The sequence below is a fragment of the Kytococcus sedentarius DSM 20547 genome (assembly GCF_000023925.1).
Taxonomy (GTDB): domain Bacteria; phylum Actinomycetota; class Actinomycetes; order Actinomycetales; family Dermatophilaceae; genus Kytococcus; species Kytococcus sedentarius.
Genome location: NC_013169.1, coordinates 1,825,842 through 1,845,715 on the forward strand (window position 1 = coordinate 1,825,842; position 19,874 = coordinate 1,845,715).

At 70.0% G+C, this 19,874-nt stretch carries 18 protein-coding genes; 7 read left to right on the forward strand and 11 right to left on the reverse strand.

The annotated features are described in order from the left end of the window. Positions 1-58: 58 nt before the first annotated feature. Positions 59-892 carry a pyruvate, water dikinase regulatory protein gene (locus tag KSED_RS08595; RefSeq protein ID WP_015779709.1) on the forward strand — a complete coding sequence of 278 codons (834 nt, stop codon included), beginning with the start codon at positions 59-61 and terminating at the stop codon, positions 890-892. Positions 893-950: 58 nt separating this feature from the next. Beyond that, positions 951-3,611, forward strand: a complete 2,661-nt coding sequence (gene ppdK, locus KSED_RS08600) for a pyruvate, phosphate dikinase (protein WP_015779710.1) — start codon at positions 951-953, stop codon at positions 3,609-3,611. A gap of 109 nt (positions 3,612-3,720) precedes the next feature. Here ppdK and KSED_RS08605 read toward each other — a convergent pair whose 3' ends face one another. The 5 genes from KSED_RS08605 to KSED_RS08625 form a co-directional block, all read right to left on the reverse strand. Then, the gene (locus KSED_RS08605; protein ID WP_015779711.1) at positions 3,721-4,563 is read right to left on the reverse strand and encodes an SMP-30/gluconolactonase/LRE family protein; all 843 of its coding nucleotides are present in this window, start codon (positions 4,561-4,563) and stop codon (positions 3,721-3,723) included. Between the two features lie 339 nt (positions 4,564-4,902). Next, complete coding sequence (locus tag KSED_RS08610; RefSeq protein ID WP_015779712.1) at positions 4,903-5,538, reverse strand: response regulator transcription factor; 636 nt, start codon at positions 5,536-5,538, stop codon at positions 4,903-4,905. Then, on the reverse strand, positions 5,526-6,785 hold the full coding sequence (locus KSED_RS08615) for a sensor histidine kinase (protein WP_198479746.1): 1,260 nt from the start codon (positions 6,783-6,785) through the stop codon (positions 5,526-5,528). Before KSED_RS08615 ends, KSED_RS08610 begins: the two co-directional genes overlap by 13 nt. 62 nt (positions 6,786-6,847) lie before the next feature. Next, on the reverse strand, positions 6,848-8,233 hold the full coding sequence (locus KSED_RS08620) for an FtsX-like permease family protein (RefSeq protein WP_015779714.1): 1,386 nt from the start codon (positions 8,231-8,233) through the stop codon (positions 6,848-6,850). A gap of 1 nt (position 8,234) precedes the next feature. Beyond that, complete coding sequence (locus KSED_RS08625) at positions 8,235-8,987, reverse strand: ABC transporter ATP-binding protein (protein ID WP_015779715.1); 753 nt, start codon at positions 8,985-8,987, stop codon at positions 8,235-8,237. A 206-nt stretch (positions 8,988-9,193) separates the two neighbouring features. Here KSED_RS08625 and KSED_RS08630 point away from each other — a divergent pair, with 206 nt between their 5' ends. Beyond that, positions 9,194-10,441: an IS256 family transposase gene (locus KSED_RS08630; protein ID WP_012802133.1), complete on the forward strand. Its 1,248-nt coding sequence runs from the start codon at positions 9,194-9,196 to the stop codon at positions 10,439-10,441. Positions 10,442-10,581: 140 nt separating this feature from the next. Here the strand turns inward: KSED_RS08630 and KSED_RS08635 are convergent, their stop codons facing one another. Continuing rightward, complete coding sequence (locus tag KSED_RS08635) at positions 10,582-11,259, reverse strand: ArsR/SmtB family transcription factor (protein ID WP_015779716.1); 678 nt, start codon at positions 11,257-11,259, stop codon at positions 10,582-10,584. 92 nt (positions 11,260-11,351) lie between these two features. Here KSED_RS08635 and KSED_RS08640 point away from each other — a divergent pair, with 92 nt between their 5' ends. Beyond that, on the forward strand, positions 11,352-12,704 hold the full coding sequence (locus KSED_RS08640; protein ID WP_015779717.1) for an MFS transporter: 1,353 nt from the start codon (positions 11,352-11,354) through the stop codon (positions 12,702-12,704). Positions 12,705-12,907: 203 nt separating this feature from the next. On the opposite strand, the gene miaB is transcribed toward KSED_RS08640, so the two are convergent. Further along, entirely contained in the window at positions 12,908-14,440 is a 1,533-nt protein-coding gene (gene miaB / locus KSED_RS08645) for a tRNA (N6-isopentenyl adenosine(37)-C2)-methylthiotransferase MiaB (RefSeq protein ID WP_015779718.1), read from the reverse strand. 76 nt (positions 14,441-14,516) lie between these two features. On the opposite strand from miaB, the gene KSED_RS08650 reads away from it, so the two are divergent. Both KSED_RS08650 and KSED_RS08655 read left to right on the forward strand, forming a co-directional pair. Then, entirely contained in the window at positions 14,517-14,900 is a 384-nt protein-coding gene (locus tag KSED_RS08650) for an antibiotic biosynthesis monooxygenase family protein (protein WP_015779719.1), read from the forward strand. Between the two features lie 72 nt (positions 14,901-14,972). Further along, entirely contained in the window at positions 14,973-15,812 is an 840-nt protein-coding gene (locus tag KSED_RS08655; RefSeq protein WP_015779720.1) for a PA0049 family protein, read from the forward strand. A gap of 27 nt (positions 15,813-15,839) precedes the next feature. On the opposite strand, the gene KSED_RS08660 is transcribed toward KSED_RS08655, so the two are convergent. From KSED_RS08660 to KSED_RS08670, 3 genes are all read right to left on the reverse strand, one after another. Beyond that, positions 15,840-16,553, reverse strand: a complete 714-nt coding sequence (locus KSED_RS08660; protein ID WP_237699517.1) for a regulatory protein RecX — start codon at positions 16,551-16,553, stop codon at positions 15,840-15,842. 57 nt (positions 16,554-16,610) lie between these two features. Then, the gene (gene recA / locus KSED_RS08665; protein ID WP_373419157.1) at positions 16,611-17,819 is read right to left on the reverse strand and encodes a recombinase RecA; all 1,209 of its coding nucleotides are present in this window, start codon (positions 17,817-17,819) and stop codon (positions 16,611-16,613) included. A gap of 148 nt (positions 17,820-17,967) precedes the next feature. Beyond that, positions 17,968-18,237 (reverse strand): DUF3046 domain-containing protein, encoded by a 270-nt coding sequence (locus KSED_RS08670; RefSeq protein WP_041290912.1) that lies wholly within the window; start codon positions 18,235-18,237, stop codon positions 17,968-17,970. A gap of 131 nt (positions 18,238-18,368) precedes the next feature. Between KSED_RS08670 and KSED_RS15040 the strand changes: the two genes are divergently transcribed. Continuing rightward, on the forward strand, positions 18,369-18,833 hold the full coding sequence (locus KSED_RS15040; RefSeq protein ID WP_015779724.1) for a WGxxGxxG family protein: 465 nt from the start codon (positions 18,369-18,371) through the stop codon (positions 18,831-18,833). A gap of 83 nt (positions 18,834-18,916) precedes the next feature. On the opposite strand, the gene KSED_RS08680 is transcribed toward KSED_RS15040, so the two are convergent. Continuing rightward, the gene (locus KSED_RS08680) at positions 18,917-19,849 is read right to left on the reverse strand and encodes an AEC family transporter (protein ID WP_015779725.1); all 933 of its coding nucleotides are present in this window, start codon (positions 19,847-19,849) and stop codon (positions 18,917-18,919) included. Positions 19,850-19,874: the final 25 nt, after the last annotated feature.

Genomic DNA, 19,874 nt, shown 5'->3' on the forward strand with positions numbered 1-19,874 from the left:
CCATTCTCCCGCACCAACGCGCCCCCGCAGCCCTCGCTCCCCCGCCTACGCTGAGCCCATGACCACCCAGCACATCGAGTTCCACGTCGTCGCCGACTCCACCGGCGACACCGCGGCCCGGGTGGCGCGCGCCACCGCGGCGCAGTTCCCCGACATCGAGACCCACATCGTGCGCCACCCGCGCATCACCACCGAGGACACGCTGCGCTCGGTGATGGGCCGCATCGAGAACGACGCCCACCAGGTGGTGGTGTTCTCCACCATCGTCGACGACCGCCTGCACGCCCTGGTGCACGAGCTCGCCCAGCAGGCCCACCTCGAGCACGTGGACATGCTGGGCCCGGCCCTCGAGGCGGTGGAGCGGGTCGCCGACCGGCAGGCCGAGCACAAGGTGCGCCCGGTGGGCATCAGCGCGGACTACTTCACCCGCATCGCGGCGATGGAGTACGCCGTGGCCAACGACGACGGAAACATGGGGCAGACGCTCGACCAGGCCGACATCGTGCTCATCGGCGTCTCCCGGTCAGGCAAGACGCCGCTGTCGATGTACCTGGGCTACCTGGGCTACAAGACCGCCAACATCCCGCTGGTCAACGGCATCGAGCCGCCCGCGGAGCTGTTCGACGTGCCGCGCTGGAAGGTGGTGGGCCTGGTGATCGACCCGGAGCGGCTCCAGGACATCCGCTCGCGGCGCGTGAGGTCCCTCGGCGGCCGGCAGGGGCGCGACGGCTACGCCGACCTGATGAAGATCTACGAGGAGCTCGACCACGCCGACCAGATCTTCCGCCGCGTGGGGTGCCCCACCATCAACACCACCGAGCTGGCCCTCGAGGAGTCCGCCGGACGCGTCATTGAACTGGTGGAGAACCGGCGCGCTACTCTTCGCGGGTGACCGCGCCCCGGGTGCGGCACGTTGCCTGCGCCACAACGACGTGACCTGGAGGATCCGCATGACCGGCGGTGCCACGAAGTACACCTACGACCTCTCCGAGGGCGACATCTCGATGAAGCCCCTGCTCGGAGGCAAGGGGGCCAACCTGTCCGAGATGATCAAGCTCGGCGTGCCCGTGCCGGACGGCTTCACGGTCACCACCGCGGCCTGCATCGACACCATGAACAACGGGGGGCAGTGGCCCGCCGAGCTGTGGGGCCAGGTCGAGGACTCGCTCGCCCGCTTCGAGGAGCGCGCCGGCCGTCGCCTGGGCGACCCCGCCCAGCCGCTGCTGGTCTCGGTCCGCTCCGGTGCCGTCATCTCGATGCCGGGCATGATGGACACCATCCTCAACCTGGGTGTCAGCGACGAGACCGTGGGCTCGCTGGCCTCGGAGTTCGGCGAGCGCTTCGCCTGGGACACCTACCGCCGCTTCATCCAGATGTACGGCGACGTGGTCGAGGGTGTGCCGCACCACGCCTACGAGGACGCCCTGTCGGCCCTGAAGGCCGAGCGCGGGGTCGAGAACGACACCGACCTCTCCGCCGAGGACCTCAAGGGCCTGGTCGAGACCTTCAAGCAGGTCTCCCGCGACCACATGGGCGCCGAGTTCCCCACCGACCCCAAGGAGCAGCTGAAGCGCGCCGTGAACGCGGTGTTCTCCTCCTGGGGCACCCCCCGCGCCGGCGTCTACCGCAAGGCCAACGGCATCCCGGACGACCTGGGCACCGCCGTGAACGTCATGCAGATGGTGTTCGGCAACCGTGGCGAGACCTCCGCCACCGGCGTGTGCTTCACCCGCAACCCCTCCACCGGCGCCCAGGAGCTGTACGGCGAGTTCCTCGTCAACGCCCAGGGCGAGGACGTCGTGGCCGGCATCCGCACGCCGAAGCCGCTGGCGGAGATGGAGTCCGTCCTGCCCGAGGCCTACGGCCAGCTGCTGGACACCATGCGCCGCCTGGAGGAGCACCACGGCGACATGCAGGACATCGAGTTCACCGTCGAGGACGGCAAGCTCTACCTGCTGCAGACCCGCAACGGCAAGCGCACCGCCCCGGCGGCCTTCAAGATCGCCGTGGACATGGTGAACGAGGGCAAGCTGGACAAGGCCGGCGCGCTCAAGCGCATCGAGCCGATGCAGCTCGACCAGCTGCTGCACCCCGCGATCGACCCGAGCCACGGCCAGGAGCCGGTCACCAAGGGCCTGAACGCCTCCCCGGGTGCGGCAGTCGGCGAGGTCGTCTTCGATGCGGAGACGGCGGCCGAGCGCGGCAAGGCCGGTGAGAAGGTGGTCCTGGTCCGCTGGGAGACCACCCCGGACGACATCGCCGGCGTGATCGTCGCGCAGGGCGTCCTGACCGCACACGGCGGTATGACCTCCCACGCGGCCGTGGTGGCCCGGGGGATGGGCAAGCCGTGCGTGGCCGGTGCCTCGAAGATCAAGATCGACACCGAGGGCAAGAAGCTCACCATCGGTGACACGGTCCTGGCCGAGGGCGACATGATCACCCTCGACGGCTCCACCGGTGAGGTCTACGCCGCGGCGCTGGACCTGGTGCCGCCGCAGCTGAACGAGGACTTCAACACCATCGTGGGCTGGGCCGACGAGATCCGCCGCCTGGACGTGCGCACGAACGCCGACACCGGCGCGGATGCCGCGAAGGCCCGTGAGTTCGGCGCCCAGGGCATCGGCCTGTGCCGCACCGAGCACATGTTCATGGAGGCTGACCGCCTGCCGGCCGTGCGGAAGATGATCCTCTCGGAGTCCGATGAGGCGCGCACGCAGGCCCTCGCAGAGATCCTGCCGCTGCAGCAGGAGGACTTCGAGGCGATCTTCGACGCGATGACGGGCCTGCCGGTGACGGTGCGCCTGCTCGACCCGCCGATGCACGAGTTCCTGCCGAACCTCGTGGACCAGGCCCTGCTGGTGCAGCGCCTGGAGATCGAGGGTCGCGGCGACGACGACGCCGAGCTCTCCGAGGCCCGCACGCTGCTCGCCCAGGTGAAGAAGCTCACCGAGCAGAACCCGATGCTGGGCACGCGCGGTGTGCGCCTGGCCCTGCTCTACCCGGAGATCCCCGCGATGCAGACGCGCGCCATCGTGCGCGCCGCCCTGGCCTCCAAGCAGCGGGGCAACGACCCGCACGTGGAGATCATGGTGCCGATCGTGGCGTACGCCGAGGAGCTCAAGCGCATGCGCGCCATCATCGAGGACACGGTGGCCGAGGAGCTCGAGGCCGCCGGCGAGGAGCTGGACTACACCATCGGCACCATGATCGAGCTGCCCCGCGCTGCGGTGACGGCCGACCAGATCGCCGAGCACGCCGACTTCTTCAGCTTCGGGACCAACGACCTGACGCAGACCGGCGTGGGCATCTCCCGCGACGACGCCGAGGGTGCGTTCCTCGCGCACTACGTGGACGACGACATCGTCCCGGGCAACCCCTTTGCGTCGATCGACGTCGACGGCGTGGGCGGCCTGGTGCGGATCGGTGCCGAGAAGGGCCGGTCCACCAAGGCCGACCTGAAGCTCGGTGTCTGCGGCGAGCACGGTGGCGACCCGGCCTCCATCGCGCTGTTCGAGGAGCTGGGCCTGAGCTACGTCTCCTGCTCCCCCTACCGGGTGCCGATCGCCCGCTTCGCCGCCGCCCGTGCGGTCCTGGACGCCCAGGAGAAGTGAGCCTCCGGCGCGTGTGAGCGCCGCCGCAGGGCGGCCCCGGGATCTCCGGGGCCGCCCTGCGGCGTCTCCCGGCTCGGGGAAGCTCGACCGGGCCGGGTGACCGCTGGGTTCAGCCGGCGAACGCCCGCACCGGTAGACCCCTCACCCCGGGCTGCACCGTGAACAGCGAACCGGCCAGCTGGTCGTCGTCGTCCTCGGCCATCCCCTCCCGCGAGGTGGTGATGAACAGCGTCGCCAGGTCGTCCCCGCCGAACGTGCAGGCGGTCACCAACGGGGTGGGCAGCTCGACCACCTGCTCGAGGGTCCCCTCCGGGCTGTAGCAGTGCACGGCGCTGCCGCGGTGCATCGCCGTCCAGATGTTGCCCTCGGCGTCCACCGTCAGCCCGTCGGGCCGGCCGTCGGGCCCGGTGTCCACCAGGGTGCGCCGGTTCACCAGACCGGCCTCCGGGGCGTGGTCGAAGACGTCGATCCGCTGCTCGTGGGTGTCGTTGTAGTAGGCCAGCCGCCCGTCCGGGCTGTGGTCCAGGCCGTTGGAGATGGTCACCTCCGGCAGCACCGTGGTCACCGTGCCGTCGGGCGCCAAGCGGTACAAGCTCGCCGCGCCCGGGGTGCGGTCGTACGGCATCGAGCCGCAGTAGAAGTGCCCCTCGGGGTCCACCGCCCCCTCGTTCATGCGCAGGTTCGCGTCCTGCCAGAGCTCGATGCGGCGCAGCGCACCGTCGGCGTCCTCCAGGGCGAACCCCCGCTCGATGCCGTACACCAGCCCCCCGTTCGTGCGGGGGCGTACGCAGGCCACCACGCTGTCGACGTGCCGGCGGTCGATGCGGTCGCCGCGCAGGGTGAGCACGTCCCCATCGAGCATGTCCACCCAAGTCAGTCCCCCGTGGTCGGGCAGCCACACCGGTCCTTCCCCGTGGTAAGCGACCCGGTCGGTGAGGCGTTCAGCGCGCATGGTGCTCCCTCGCTGGTGGTGTCCCTGGAGCCCCAGACTCAACCACCGCCCCAGCGGCGCGCAACCGGGCCGGCGTTCACCCGGCCGATCGGGCGTGCCCCTCCGGCGCTGCGTCCACCCTGGCGCCGACGCGGGAGCCGGAGGCTGGACCGTCTCCGAATGGGGGACCGCTGCTCACGGGGCTCCTGGGGGCCGGCCGGGTGCGGCGTGAGCCCCCCCCCGCGACGACGTTGTCAGGCTGAACCGACAACCCCGTGGGGAAGTAAAAGTAGTGCCGTCTTGATCGGCTAGTTTCTGCGGTTCTCAATCTATTGAGGTGATCAAGTAGGCGTGGAGTGGTCACTGGCGGAGATACGTCAAAACGGCTTGCACGCGTTTGTGGGAGGCCTCGTCGGTGTCCAGGTCGAGCTTGGCGAAGATGCGGTTGATGTGCTTGGCGATCGCCGCATCGCTGACCACGAGTGCCCGGGCGATGGCGGTGTTGGTCTTGCCTTCGGCCATGAGTGCGAGGACGTCGATCTCGCGGGGCGTGAGGGCGTCCAGGCGGGATCGGCGGCGCAGCAGTTCGCGGACGACTTGGGGGTCGATGACTTGGCCACCGTCGGCGATGGTGTCGAGCGCGGTAAAGAACTCCTCGACGTTGCCGACGCGGTCTTTGAGGAGGTAGCCGATCCCGCCGTCGCCGGTGGTGAGCAGCTCGGCGGCGGCGCGTCGGGAGACGATCTGGGAGAGCACGAGGATCGGTTCGGCCCGGTTGATGAGCCGGAGTGCGCGTGCGGCCTGGATGCCTTCGTCGGTGTACGTCGGCGGCATCCGCACATCGATGATCGACACATCGGGAGCATGGGCGCGGACGGCGTCGAGGAGGTCCTCCCCGTTCTCGACAGCGGCGACGACATCATGGCCGGCCGTGTGCAGCAGACTCTTCAGTCCTTCGCGTATGAGTGCGGCGTCTTCGGCGATCACGATGCGCATGGGACCTCCAAACTGATGCGGGTCGGGCCGCCGACCGGGCTGACGAGGTGGACCCGGCCGCCGAGCGTCTCGATGCGGTCGATTACGCCGAGCAGGCCGGTGCCGTCCGGATCCGCGCCGCCTGCTCCGTCGTCTTCGACGGTCACGAAGATGCGACCTTCCTCGGTTTGGTGGCCGAGGAGGCGAACGTTGGTCGCGCGGGCGTGTTTGAGCACGTTGGTGAACAGTTCGCTGGTCGCGAAGTAGACCCCGACTTGCACGTCGGTCGGGAGTTCGGAGGGGAGGTCGATGGTGACCGTCGTGGTGATGCCTGCGGTCTCCGTGCTGGCGGCGAGGTCGTCGAGGGCACCGGTCAGGTCGTTCTCGCGCAGCGCGGCGGGGAAGATGTCGTGCACGATCTGGCGGAGCTCCTCGACGGCGCGGCGGGCGTCGTGGCCGGCCTGGTCGATGAGGTCGGTGACGTCGTGGCCGCGGTCGTGCTGGTAGCGCATCGTTCCGAGTGTCATCACGAGCGCGGTGAGGCGCTGCTGGGCTCCGTCGTGGAGGTCGCGTTCGATCCTGCGGCGTTCGGCGTCGAACGCGTCGGTGACGCGGGCACGGGAGCGGGTGAGCCCTTCGACCTGAGCGGACAGCTCTGGGGCGGGTTCGGTGATCAGCATCCGGGCGAGGTAGCGCTGCCCCTCCGCGAGGAGGGTGACGGCGTAGAGGCCGGCGATCAGGAGAACGAGGCCGAGCACGCAGAGCAGAACCTGAGCGAGAGGGTCACGCTGGATCGCGGTCGTGCCCGGGTCGACGGTCGCCGGATCCACTCCCAAGATGCTGAACACGACCAGGAGCCCACTGGACGTGGCGAGCATGCCCGGCATCAGCAGCCCCAACGTCAGGACGGCGAAGTTCAGCACCGACAGCGGGACCAGGAGCGCACCGTGCAGCAGTTCGGTCCAGCTGATCCGCTCCCTCGCCCGCACACGGATCCACGCCGCCAGCCCTGCCCGCGGGCCCGGGACGTGCGGGTTCGGGATCGGTGCGAGATCGAGCAACCTGAGCCGGTGCCGTTCGAGGTGCCCGAGCGGCACACCGGCAAAGGTCAGCAGCGGCCAGCAACTCACGAGCCAGACCGCGGCGACCAGCGGGGTGCTGAGCAGAAAGGCGAGGCACCGCCACGGCCAAGACGTGAACAGCAGGCGGCCCGGATGGCGGCGCAGCGCGACACCGGGGGTCGTGACTCTCGGCTGCCTGTCTCGCATGCCTCCCATTGTCGCGGGCGCTCCTGGAGCTTCCCGCTGGCGCACGCTCAGCCCCGTCTTCGTCATGCCGCCCGCAGCCCCACCGCGACATCGGCGCGCAACGAGGCCCGAGCAGGCCACCACTGCACGAGGAAGAGCACCAGCCACGCCAGAACGAACCCGAGAACCAGGGTCATCCACGGCACAGAGACGATCGGATGACCGGCGTAAGCGGCCGAGCTGATGGCCGTCGTCGCCACGGTGATGACGATCGGGACGAGCGCGAGCACGGTGCCGGTCAGCGCGAGGAGGCACGACTGCCAGACGTACCAGAGGGTGATGCGGCGGCTGGGCATCCCGGCGATCCGCAGCAGCGAGTGCTCGCGTTCGAGATCACGCGAGGCGAGCGAGACGACCGCGGCAGAGGTGACTAGGAGGACGAAGGAGATCAGCGCGGCCATGATGAGCGTGTCGGCGAGGTTCGTCTCCACCGAGCTGTCGAAGGACCTGACCACGGCTGCCGCTGACTCGACGGAGGTGAGGATGACGCCCACACCGCCGATGCCCGCCGCCAGTGGGGCGATGGTGTTCGCACTCGTCCCCGCCCGCTCGACGGCGGCCTTGCCCGCCAGTAGCCCCGTGACGCTGCCCACGGCCCCGGCCAGGTGGCCCAGACCCGCGAGCGCGACGGGAATGAGGAGCGGGCCGACGACGTAGATGAACAGCACCGCCGAGATGCCGGCGTTCATGGCGAGGTTGAACATCACCGCCACACCGGCCTCGGATCGGCCCATGACGGCCGCGGCGACCACCATCGCCAGCGAGGACACGAGCAGGATCACTGCGAGTGGTGCCCGCCACCACCAGCCCTTCCGGCGACGGCCGGGAACGGCACGGAAGACCTCGATCGCCTGCGTCCGCGACGCTCGATGCGCCGGCCCGAACGCCCCGAGCATGCAGGTGGCCACCCCCAGGAGCAGGGACACGAGCCAGGCGAGGATCGACGGCGGCAGGATCGGGGCGTCGAAGCCCGGCGCGGCCATCTGGTTGAATGCCGGGACGACGAGATAGCTCAGGCCGAGCGCGAGGACCGATCCGGGCACGGCACCGATGCACGCCGCCGTCGCGACCAGCGCCCAGATGCTGCGCCTGACATCGTTCGGCGTGGCCCCCACAAGACGCCACTGGGAGAACGTGCGCCGAGTGGACTCCACGGTCGCGATGCCGACGACCGTCAGCGAGAACAGCGCGAGGGCGGCGACGAGCAGGTAGATCGTTTCGGACACGATCGTGAACTCGGTGATCGCATGGCCCTGCGCCGAGACTGCGGCGATGAAGCGGGCGTCGTGGGTCCAGGCGAACTGCGCGGTGCACAACCCGACCAGCATGGTCACGCCGGCGACCGTGGCGATCGCCGGCCACCAGCTGCCGAGATCGGACAGAAGGATGCGACGAGCGTACTTGTGCATGTCACCTGCCTCCGAGCCGTGCCATGGTGTGGAGGATCTCGTCCACGCCGAGCCGCCCGGTGACATGGGCGATCATCCCGTCGCGCATGAACACGATCCGATCGGCCAACGCGGCGGACTCGACGTCGTGGGTGACCATCACGACCGAGCAGTCCTGGGTGGCCAGCTCACGCAAGACCCGCAGCACGATACCGGTATTGGCGGTGTCGAGCGCGCCGGTGGGCTCATCGGCGAAGATCACCGACGGCCGCATCAGGATCGCCCGGCATAGAGCCGCCCGCTGCTGCTCACCCCCGGACAGCGTGCTCACCCGCGCCGAACGCTTCTCCGTCAGACCGAACCGGGCGAGGATGTCCGTCACCGCGTCGGCATCGATTCTCCGCTTGGCCAAGGCATGAGGGAGCCGGACGTTCTCCTCCACGGTGAGGTAGCCGATGAGGTTGTACTGCTGGAACACGAAACTCGCCGTCCCACGAAGGAACCGGGTGCGCTTCTCGTCGCCGAGCGAGTACAGATCCGTTCCGTTGACCCAGACCTGCCCCTGGTCCGGCTTGTCGAGGCCGCTGAGGCAATACAGCAAGGATGTCTTGCCCGCACCGCTGGGGCCGACCACGGCGGTGAGTCCACCACCGCTCAGGTCCAGAGAGACACCCCGAAGGATGGGAGGCTGCCCGACGCTGCCGGGGGGGATCTTGACGATCTGCTCGGCGTGAATCGTCGACGCAGGAGGGGCCGGTGCCTGATGAAGAACCATACGTCCATCTCACGCCGCAAGCGCCCCTCCGTCGATGACGCTGCCACCCCAATCGGAGGTAACCCCAGCGTTACCCCTCACCGCCCAAGTTGAGTCCCGCATAGTGGTGTAGCGCGGTGGCCCCGTGATCGTCCCGGACATGGACGCGGTCACCGTGTGATCCTTCGAGTCAACCTTCCACAGAATCCTCGAACGGAGTCATCACGATGACCGCACCCCACATTGTGGACCCTGCCGGCCTGCTGGGCGAAGCCCTGGCCGAGGCGTCCCCGGACTTGATGCGCCACCTGCTGCAGGAAGTGATCAACGCCCTGCTGTCGGCAGACGCCGACGCGGTGGTCGGCGCCGAGTACGGCCGCCCCAGCCAGACCCGCACCGCCCAACGCAACGGGTACCGCCACCGGGACCTGGACACCCGGGTCGGCACGATCGACGTGGCCGTCCCGAAGCTCCGCACCGGGACCTACTTCCCCCAGTGGCTCCTGGAGCGCCGCAAGCGGGCCGAGTCGGCCCTGATCACCGTCGTGGCCGACTGCTACCTCGCCGGAGTGAGCACTCGACGGATGGACAAACTGGTCAAGACACTGGGGATCGACAGCCTGTCGAAGTCGCAGGTCTCCCGAATGGCCGCCGAGCTCGACGAGCACGTCGAGGAGTTCCGCCACCGCCCCCTGGACACCGCCGGCCCCTGGACCTTCATATCGGCTGACGCGCTGACGATGAAGGTCCGTGAAGGCGGCAGAGTCATCAACACCGTCGCTCTGATCGCCACCGGTGTGAACAACGACGGTCGCCGGGAGGTCCTGGGCCTTCGCGTGGCCACCGGGGAGACCCACTCGGCGTGGAACGAGTTCTTCGCCGATCTCGTCGCCCGCGGCCTGACCGGTGTCCAGCTGGTCACCTCTGATGCCCACGTCGGTCTGGTCGAGGCGCTGCGGGCGAACCTGCCCGGCGCTACCTGGCAGCGATGCCGCACCCACTACGCCGCCAACCTCATGGCCACCTGCCCCAAGAGCATGTGGCCGGCGGTCAAGGCCATGCTGCATAGCGTGTACGACCAGCCCGACGCCCCCGCAGTCGAGGCCCAGTTCGACCGACTGCTGGACTACGTCGCCGAGAAGCTCCCGGACGTGCACGACCACCTGGACGCTGCCCGGGCAGACATCCTGGCCTTCACCGCCTTCCCCAAGGACGTGTGGTCCCAGATCTGGTCGAACAACCCCGCCGAACGGCTCAACCGGGAGATCCGCCGCCGCACCGACAGCGTGGGGATCTTTCCCAACCGGGCCGCCGTTGTCCGCCTCGTCGGAGCCGTCCTGGCCGAACAAACCGACGAATGGGCCGAGGGCCGCCGCTACATGGGCCTGGACCTCCTGGCCCGCTGCCGCCTGCACCTCGTCACCACCCCCGAGGAGACCACCACGACCACCACCCTGCCCGCCCTCACCGCCTAAACCACCAACCCCACGACCCGAAGGATGCCGCTACACCACTCCACGGGACTTGACCACCGCCCACGCCAGCCAAGCGGCACCACATGCAAGCGAGAACGCCGTCCGGTCGTGAACGTAGCGGCATCTCCTTGGGCATGGTTTCAGGCGAGTTGTAGGAGATCGCGGAGGTTGCCTCGACCATCTGGCGTGAGCCTGACCGCTCGGCCGTCTCCGATGCGGCTGATCCAGCGCTGCGCGAACAGGGCCGCGCAGAGGGAGACTCCCAGGGGCCCGGCCAGATGAGGACGTCGTTCCGTCGTATCCAGGCAGGGCTTGCCGCGATGCTCGGACAGATCGAGACGGTGACGTGCGGCCCACGCTGTGCCGGCGCCGGTGAGCCGCCAGTCCTCATCGAGATGACCGTGTGAGCGGAGGGCGTCAGTGAGGTGGAGGCCGAGACGCCCAGCGAGATGCTTGTAGCAGGTGCGCCCCTCGCGGAATCGCCTCGTCCGGTCGGACGCGCTCAGGCTCGGCGCCGTCGGGAGCGTGTGACCGCTGACGGCGGCGAGGCGTTCGAGGAGTTCCGCGATCTGATCACCGGCGAGGGTGACGTAGCGGTGCTTGCCCTGCCGGACGTCGACGGTGATACCAGCCTCGGCAAGCCGGTACAGGTGCTCGGTCGCGGTAGAGCGCGCGATACCGCAGAGCGTCGCCAGCTCGCCCGGCGTCCAGGCGCGCCCGTCCATCAGCGCCGTGCACATCACCGCCCGTGACGGGTCGGCCAGCGCCGCCGCGACCGGCGCGATACTCGGCGCCGCTTCGGGGAAGGTCCGCTCCATGCCCCCCATTCTCCCGCCCGAACGGTTCGGCGGCCACCGAACCATCCGCGTGGGAGCGTCGTAGCTGAACGCAGTACGACGAGAGGAAACCCATGGGGCAACGGGCAAGCAGTGCAGGGACATGGGTCGTCGTCGCCGGCTACTTCCTCGTGATGCTGGACACCACGATCGTGAATATCGCCCTGCCCCACCTCGGCACCGGTCTGTCAGTCTCACCGGGTGGCCTGGCGTGGATCATGGACGCGTACACGCTCGTGTTCGCCGCCCTGCTGCTGCCCGCCGGCAGCGCCTGCGACCAGTACGGGGCGCGCCGCGTCTACCTGACCGGCATCGCCGTGTTCGCGCTCGCCTCGATCGCGTGCGCCCTGGCCCCGAACGCTGGCCTGCTCATCGCGTCCCGCGCGATCCAAGGTATCGGGGCGGCCGCGGTCGTACCGGCCACCCTCGCCCTGATCACCGAGCTCTTCACCGACCCCGCCGCACGAGCCACAGCGGTCGGACTGTGGGGCGCGGCCGGCGGCGTGGCCGCGGCGGTCGGGCCGCTGCTCGGCGGCGTGCTCCTCGACGGAATCGGCTGGCGCGCCGCTTTCTGGGTCAACGTGCCCGTCGTCGTCGCCATAGCGATTGGCGCCCTCCGGTCTCTGCCCGCCCGTACCGCGAGACCGGGCCGGCTCGACGCGGCCGGTCAGATGCTGGCGATCCTGGCGCTGGCCGGGTTGACGTTCGCGATCATCGACACCGGCGACCACGGCCTCACCGCCCGTGCGGCCGCCGGGTTCGCTGTCGCGGTCCTGGCTGCAGTCGGGTTCGTGTGGCACGAGCGCCGCAGCCGGACGCCGATGCTGCCACTGTCGATCTTCTCCGCGCCCGGATTCTCCACGGCGACGGTGGTCGGGTTCGTGCTGAACTTCAGCTTCTTCGGGCAACTGCTCGCACTCACCCTGTACATCCAGGACACCCGTGGCCTCGCACCCGCGATCGCGGGGCTCGTCATGGCCCCGCAAGCACTCGGCGCGATCATCGGCGCCCCGCTCGGCGGCCGCATCACCGCCGCACACACCCCACAGCGGGCGATGCTCACCGGCCTCGCGATCGGCACGGCAGGATTCGCGAGTCTGATGATCTTCGACACCTCTACCCCTTACCCGGTGGTGGCGATCCTGACATTCGTCGCAGGGCTGGGAATGGCGATCGCGATGCCCGCGGCGACCAGCGCCGCGGTCTCCGCCGCCCCGGACACCCTGACGGGGATCGCCGGAAGCGTGATCAACGCCGCCAGACAGACCGGCAGCGTCGTCGGCGTCGCCGTGCTCGGCAGCCTCGCAACCGGGTTCGGCAACATCACCGGCTTCCGAGCCGCAGCCCTCGGAGCGGCGATCGCCTTCGCTCTCGGCCTCGCTCTCGTCCTCTGGAACGCCGTGAACAAGCAGTCGCTCTATTCCTGAAGGCGGAACCCTGCCTCGGTGTAGCGGCAGCGTCGGTTACGGCGTCGGCTCACCTGGTGGGTATGACGGTCTCGATGCGGGTGATGTCGGCTGGCGACGGGTATGAGTATCTCCTGCGCACCGTCGCCGCCGGTGACGGCGATCGTTCCCTGTCGACTCCGCTGACGAGGTACTACTCGGAGGAGGGCACGCCGTCGGGCCGGTCAGTCCACGGCGCAGGGCGCCACCGCGACGTCGGGCTTCGGGGGCTGGCCGACCTGCGGCATCCCGAGGCCCACGGCCGGCTTCTTGGCCGGCATGCCCTGGGCGCGCTCCCAGGCGTCGCCCCCGGCGGTGCGGCGCACGGAGAAGGTGCCGCCGGTGACCGCGGAGTCGGCGATGAGGTTGTGCGGCGCGCCGTAGGTGACCTCCACGGTGACCATGTCGCCCGGGCGGGGGCGCTCCGCATCGGGCAGGTCGGCCGGGAGGGCGAAGTGGACCAGACGGTTGTCGTCGGCGCGGCCGGACATGCGGTGGGTCTCGGCGTCCTTGCGTCCCTCACCGGGGGCGACGAGCACCTCGACGGTGCGCCCCTCCTGCGTGCGATTCTCCTCCCAGGAGATGCGCTCCTGCAGCTCGATGAGGCGGTCGAAGCGGTCCTGGACGACGGCCTTGGGGACCTGGTCGGCCATCTCCGCGGCGGGGGTGCCGGGGCGGATGGAGTACTGGAAGGTGAACGCGCTGGAGAAGCGGCTGGCCTCCACCACACGGAGGGTCTCGGCGAAGTCCTCCTCGGTCTCGCCGGGGAAGCCGACGATGAGGTCCGTGGTGATCGCGGCGTGCGGGATCTGCTCGCGCACGCGGTCGAGGATGCCGAGGAACTTCTTGGAGCGGTAGCTGCGGCGCATGTCCTTGAGCACCTTGTCCGAGCCGGCCTGCAGCGGCATGTGGAGGCTCGGCATGACATTGGGCGTCTCGGCCATGGCGTCGATCACGTCATCGGTGAAGGCCGCCGGGTGCGGGCTGGTGAAGCGGACGCGCTCCAGGCCCTCGATCTCACCGCAGGCGCGCAGGAGCTTGCTGAACGCCTGCCGGTCGCCGAACTCGACGCCGTAGGTGTTGACGTTCTGGCCCAGGAGCGTGATCTCCACGACGCCCTGCTCCACCAGCGCGCGCACCTCAGCCAGGATGTCGCCGGGGCGGCGGTCCTTCTCCTTGCCGCGCAACGCCGGGACGATGCAGAAGGTGCAGGTGTTGTTGCAGCCGACGGAGATGGAGACCCAGCCGGAGTACGCGGAGTCGCGCCGCGTGGGCAGCGTGGAGGGGAAGGTCTCCAACGCCTCGAGGATCTCGACCTGCGCCTCCTGGTTGTGGCGGGCGCGCTCCAGCAGCACCGGCAGGGAGCCGATGTTGTGGGTGCCGAAGACCACGTCCACCCACGGGGCCCTGGCCACGATGGTGTCGCGATCCTTCTGCGCCAGGCAGCCCCCGACGGCGATCTGCAGGTCGGGGTTCTCCCGCTTGGCCTGCCGCAGCTGACCGAGGTTGCCGTAGAGCTTGTTGGCGGCGTTCTCGCGCACCGCGCAGGTGTTGAACACCACGACGTCGGCGACCTCGGGGCGTTCGGCGGGCTCGACCGCATCGAGGTCCGTGTAGCCCGCGCCTTCCAGCAGCCCGGAGAGGCGCTCGGAGTCGTGGACGTTCATCTGGCACCCGTGGGTGCGGACGTCATAGGTCTTGGGGGTGGCGGTGCTCATCGTGCCCACCAGAATACGGGGCGCCGCCAAATCGACCGGCGCCGCGGTCGGCGCAGGCAGGTGCCACGATGGACCCATGAGCGACGTCATCAAGATCAATGCCATCACCGTGCCCGCTGACTCGGGCGACGAGCTGGCCCGCCGCTTCGCCGCCCGTGCCGGCGCGGTGGACGGCCAGCCGGGTTTCAAGGGCTTCGAGCTGCTGCGCCCCACCGACGGGCGGACCACCTGGCTGGTGGTGACCCGCTGGGAGGACGAGGCGTCCTTCGAGGCGTGGACCTCCGGGCAGGAGTTCCAGCGCACCCACGGTGGCCAGGGCAAGGACAGCGTGAGCGGTGACGGCCACGGCGGCGGCCACGGCCACGCTGGCGGTGAGGCTGCCGGTGAGCAGCGCCAGAAGCCGGTGGGCATGAGCGCCGAGCTGTGGTCCTACGACGTCGCCGGCGGCTCGCAGGGCTGACGCGGCCGCCCGGAGGACACGGAGCGGTGAAACACCCCCTCAGCGGGAGGTTCACCACTCCCTGGCGACATTGTGGGAAAACTCCCGCCCGCCCGCACGGGAACCGCCCCCGAGCTGCCTGCCGCCGACTGCACGGACGCCGGGCGCGAGCTCGCCGGCGAGGAGGCCTACCTCGAGCGGCCCGAGCCGGCGCGCTTCGTGGCCGAGGGCGGCTTCACCCGCTCCCTCGAGCGCTTCCACACCGAGTTCTGCCGCACCACAAACCCCGCGCAGGCCGAGCGCACCGTGGCCAAGCACAGCACCGCCCTGTGGCGCGATGCGGTGAAGCGCGCCCAGGGCAAGGGGCCGGTGAGGGGGACGCTGAGCGCCGGCGACGACCGCCCCCTCTACTGGACCCGGCTGGCCATGGCCGCCACGCTGCGGCAGTGGGGCCCGCAGTTCGCTCTCTCCGAGGCGGACCGGCAGGGCCTCATCGACGACCTCGACCGCATCTCCCGCCGGCAGGTGGACGCCTTCGCCACCACCAGCCAGGGACGGCCCGGGCAGTTCGACCTCGAGGCAGTCAACGGTGCCTGGCGCGGGGGCTTCACGCCGCCCGAGCCGGTCACCACCGACTGCCCGGCCCCGGCCAACCCGGGAACCGTCCGCGAGGACGGGCCCACGCCGGGGTCCCAGGCCCGCGCCGGCGGTGGGGGCGACTACCTCTCGAACGAGATCGCCTACCGTGCCACGTTGCTGCGCGACGCGTTGGGTCTGGGGGCGCCCGGCGGGCACATCCACACCCCGGTGCTGGAGGGCCTCGATGCCGAGAACCCGGCCGAGCTGACCAACCCCACCTTCGAGGCGAACCGCGAAGCGATCACGGCGCAGGTGCAGGCCCTCGTGACCGAAGTGGGCCGCTCGGTGCAGTGACTCAGGGCGTCCGGTCCGCGCAGTGACTCAGTCGCGGCGGTGCTCGGGGTCCTGGTCCAGCGCCTCCCGGATGACCGAGTAGGCCAGCTCCCCGGAGTACCCCTTGCGGGCGAGCATGCCGGCCAGCCGACGGGTCTTCACCTGCCGGTCCAGGCCGGACATGGTGCGCAGCTTCTTGGCCACCAGCTCCTCGGCGCGGGCCCGCTCGCCTTCGGCGGTGACCTCTGCATCCAGGGCCACCTCGGCCGTCTGTTCGTCCACGCCCTTCTTGCGCAGCTCGTGCGCCAGCCCGCGCCGGGCCAGACCGCGGCCCTGCTGCTGCGAACGCACGAGCATGTGGGCGTAGGCCTCGTCGTCGACCAGGCCGACCGCCTCCATGCGGTCCAGCACCTCGGCGGCCACGTCGGGGTCGCAGTTCCGCTGGAGGAGCTTGTCCTCGAGCTGCTTGCGACTGCGCGGCGCCGCCGTCAGCTGCCGCAGCACGATCGCGCGAGCGACCTCGTACGGGTCCGCCTCGGACTCCTGCGCGGCGGGGTCCTCCGGGGGCGGGGTCGTCGAGCGCCCGCGCACCGATCCGCCGACAACCACCCCGTCGTCGCCGGCGGAACCGCCTTCCCCCGCCGCGATCCGGCGCAGCTCCTCCATGTCCACGCCCTCCGCCCCGGAGTGCCCTCGGGCACGGGCCGAACCCCGACGCGGGGTCGACGCATCGGGGTTCGGTGTCATGGGTCCGTCACTCATCGGCAGCAGCCGACGGGCGGAGGGTGCGCTCGGCAGAGCGCTGCTGAGGGGTCACGGTCAGAAGGTGACCTCGACCTCGTCTGCCGCCGGGGCGTCCCGCAGGGCCGCGGCTTCGGCGTCGACGTCGTCCACGGGGGCGTTCGGGTCGACCCCGATGCCGAGCTTCGCCTTGATCTTGCGGTCGAGCTCCTCGGTGAGGTCGGGGTTGTCCTTAAGGAACTGGCGGGCGTTCTCCTTGCCCTGCCCCAGCTGGTCTCCCTCGTAGGTGTACCAGGCACCCGACTTGCGGATGAAGCCGTGCTCCACCCCCATGTCGATGATTCCGCCCTCGCGGGAGATGCCCTGGCCGTAGAGGATGTCGAACTCGGCCTGCTTGAACGGCGGGGACACCTTGTTCTTGACGATCTTGGCACGGGTGCGGTTGCCCACCGCGTCGGTCCCGTCCTTCAGCGTCTCGATGCGGCGCACGTCGATGCGCACGGAGGCGTAGAACTTCAACGCCTTTCCACCGGTGGTCGTCTCCGGGGAGCCGAACATCACACCGATCTTCTCGCGCAGCTGGTTGATGAAGATGGCCGTGGTGCCGGTGTTGCTCAGGGCGCCGGTGATCTTGCGCAGCGCCTGGCTCATGAGCCGGGCCTGCAGACCCACGTGGGAGTCACCCATCTCACCCTCGATCTCCGCACGGGGCACCAGCGCCGCCACAGAGTCGATGACGATGATGTCCAGCGCGCCGGAGCGGATCAGCATGTCCGCGATCTCCAGCGCCTGCTCACCGGTGTCCGGCTGCGAGACCAGCAGGTTGTCGACGTCGACGCCCAGCTTCTTGGCGTACTCCGGGTCCAGCGCGTGCTCGGCGTCGATGAAGGCCGCGATCCCGCCGGCCTTCTGGGCGTTCGCCACGGCGTGCAGGGCCACGGTCGTCTTACCGGAGGACTCCGGGCCGTACACCTCGATGACACGGCCCCGCGGCAGACCGCCCAGACCCAGTGCCACGTCCAGGGCGATGGACCCGGTCGGGATCGTGGCGATCGGCGGACGGGTGTCGTCGCCCAGACGCATCACCGCGCCCTTGCCGTGCTGCTTCTCGATCTGGGACATCACCGCATCGAGCGACCTCGTACGCTCCGCGTTCGGGTCCGCGTTGTTCTTGCCGGCCATGCTCACCACTTCCTTCTCACATCGGGTCGGGCGCGCCCACCTTCGACGCAGTACCTCCCACAAGCCCGTGTGGTTGATCCCCGCACGGCACTTCCGGGTCTGCATCAGACGCTAGGTCCCCCCACCGACAACCTCCGGGGACACGGGTCCACGGTGTGGACGAGCGCCCCCAGCCCGTCGTGGGCGAGGTGACCTGTGAGTAGCGTACAGAACAACTGTTCGCACCGCCACCGACGACTGTTCGGCGTGTCGCTCAGCGCAACGAGCCTCCGGCACGGCCGCCCGCACCGCCCCCGGCTCCCGGCCGCCGTCCCTGGTCACGGCCCAGCTGCCGCTCCGGGGGGACGTCGAAGTCCTCACACAGCGCCCGCCAGATGTCGCGCGGCGGCACGTCCTGCGCCAGCGCGGCATCCACCGTCAGGTCCCCGGGAATGGACGAGAGCACGTGGTTCCCCGTGATGTGGGCCGTCATTCCGGCGCCGAACTCGTCGGTCATGAGCTCCCTCAATTGGCTGATTCGCATGGATGAAGTCTCACATTCGGGCGGGTCCGGAGCGAAACGGTCGCGCCGGGAGCAGGATTGTGCTTGGCTCGGTAGTGAAAGGGACATCGGCAGATCGCCACCGTCCCGAGACGACGCAAGGAGAATTCACCATGCGTAGCACTCGTTCCATCGCTCTGGCCATCGCGCTGGCCGCCACCCCCGTCGCCGCCGTGACCGCCCCCGCCGCTATGGCGTCGGAGACGTCTTCGGCCTCTGAGAGCACCACCACCTCCTCCGAGTCCACCGAGAACAACGAGGACGACGGCTTCGACTTCCCGTGGGGCCTGCTGGGTCTGCTGGGTCTGGCCGGTCTGCTGGGCGGCCGCAAGAAGGAGCAGCCGGAGGTGGGTCACACCCCCCGTGACCGCACGACCGACACCTACCGCGCCAACGACACCCACCGCACCGACCCGACCCGTCGTGACGATGACGACGTGCGCGTCGTGGACGCCAACAACAACCGCGTCGGCGGCACCGACACGCGCCGCGACGGCATCGTCGGCAGGGCCGACGACCGCTTCGGTGACGGCGACGGCCGTCTCGACGGCGACGACCTGCCGGGCACGCGCCGCTGAACGCAGCGCTGACCGCACGCTGAGAAGGGGCCGGGTGGAGCGATCCACCCGGCCCCTTCCGTGTGTCCTCGATGGGGTGAGCCTCACCCCAGGAGCGCCACCACGGCCAGCACCACCGGCAGCGAGAGCATCGTGGTGGCGAACACCGCATCGCGTGCCACCACCTCCCCGCGGCGGTAGATGGTCGCCAACAGGAACACGTTCTGCGCGGTGGGCAGCGCCGCGGTGACCACGGCCACCAGCAGGGCGTGCCCCTCCAGCCCCCAGGCCACGGCGAGCCCCCACGCCACCAGCGGCATCACGATCAGCTTGAGGACGGACGCGACGACCACTTCGCGCCGTCCCCCACCGACAAACGGGACCGGCCCCCATCGCAGCGACATGCCGTAGGCCAGCAGCATGGCCGGCACGGCCAGCCCCGCGATGAGGTCCAGCGGCCCGCGCACCCCCTGGGGCACCTGCCAGCCCGACGCCGCCACCGCCAGTGCCAGCAGTGAGGCCACCGTGAGCGGGTTCAACCCCGAGGCCAGGACCGAGCGCAGCCTCCCCTGACCCGCCCGCTGCCGGTCGGCGGAGTCGAGCACCGCCAGGCCGATGGGTTGCAGCACGAGCAGCTGCCCCAGCAGCACCGGTGTGGCGTACACGGCGTCGCCCAGCACGTAGACCGCGATGGGGATGCCCAGGTTCCCCGCGTTCACGTACCCCGCGGCGAAGGCGCCGATGACCGTCTCCCCCGGCCCGACACCCCATCGCCGCGCGAGCAGGACCGAGACGGCGGCCACCGTGAGCGCCGCCCCCAGGGTGATCACCAGGTGGGGGCCCAGCACGCTGCCCAGGGGCGCGGCGGAGATGACGGTGAACAGCAGCACCGGGGTCGCCACCGTGAAGGTGACCCGGCTGAGCGCCTCGATGCTGGCGTGCGGCACCAGCTCGCGGGAGGCCAGGAACCACCCGACGGCCACCACACCACCGATGGTCCAGAACCCCTCGAAGACAGCCAGCACGAGGACGATCATCCCCGACCGCGAGGTTGTCGGCGCA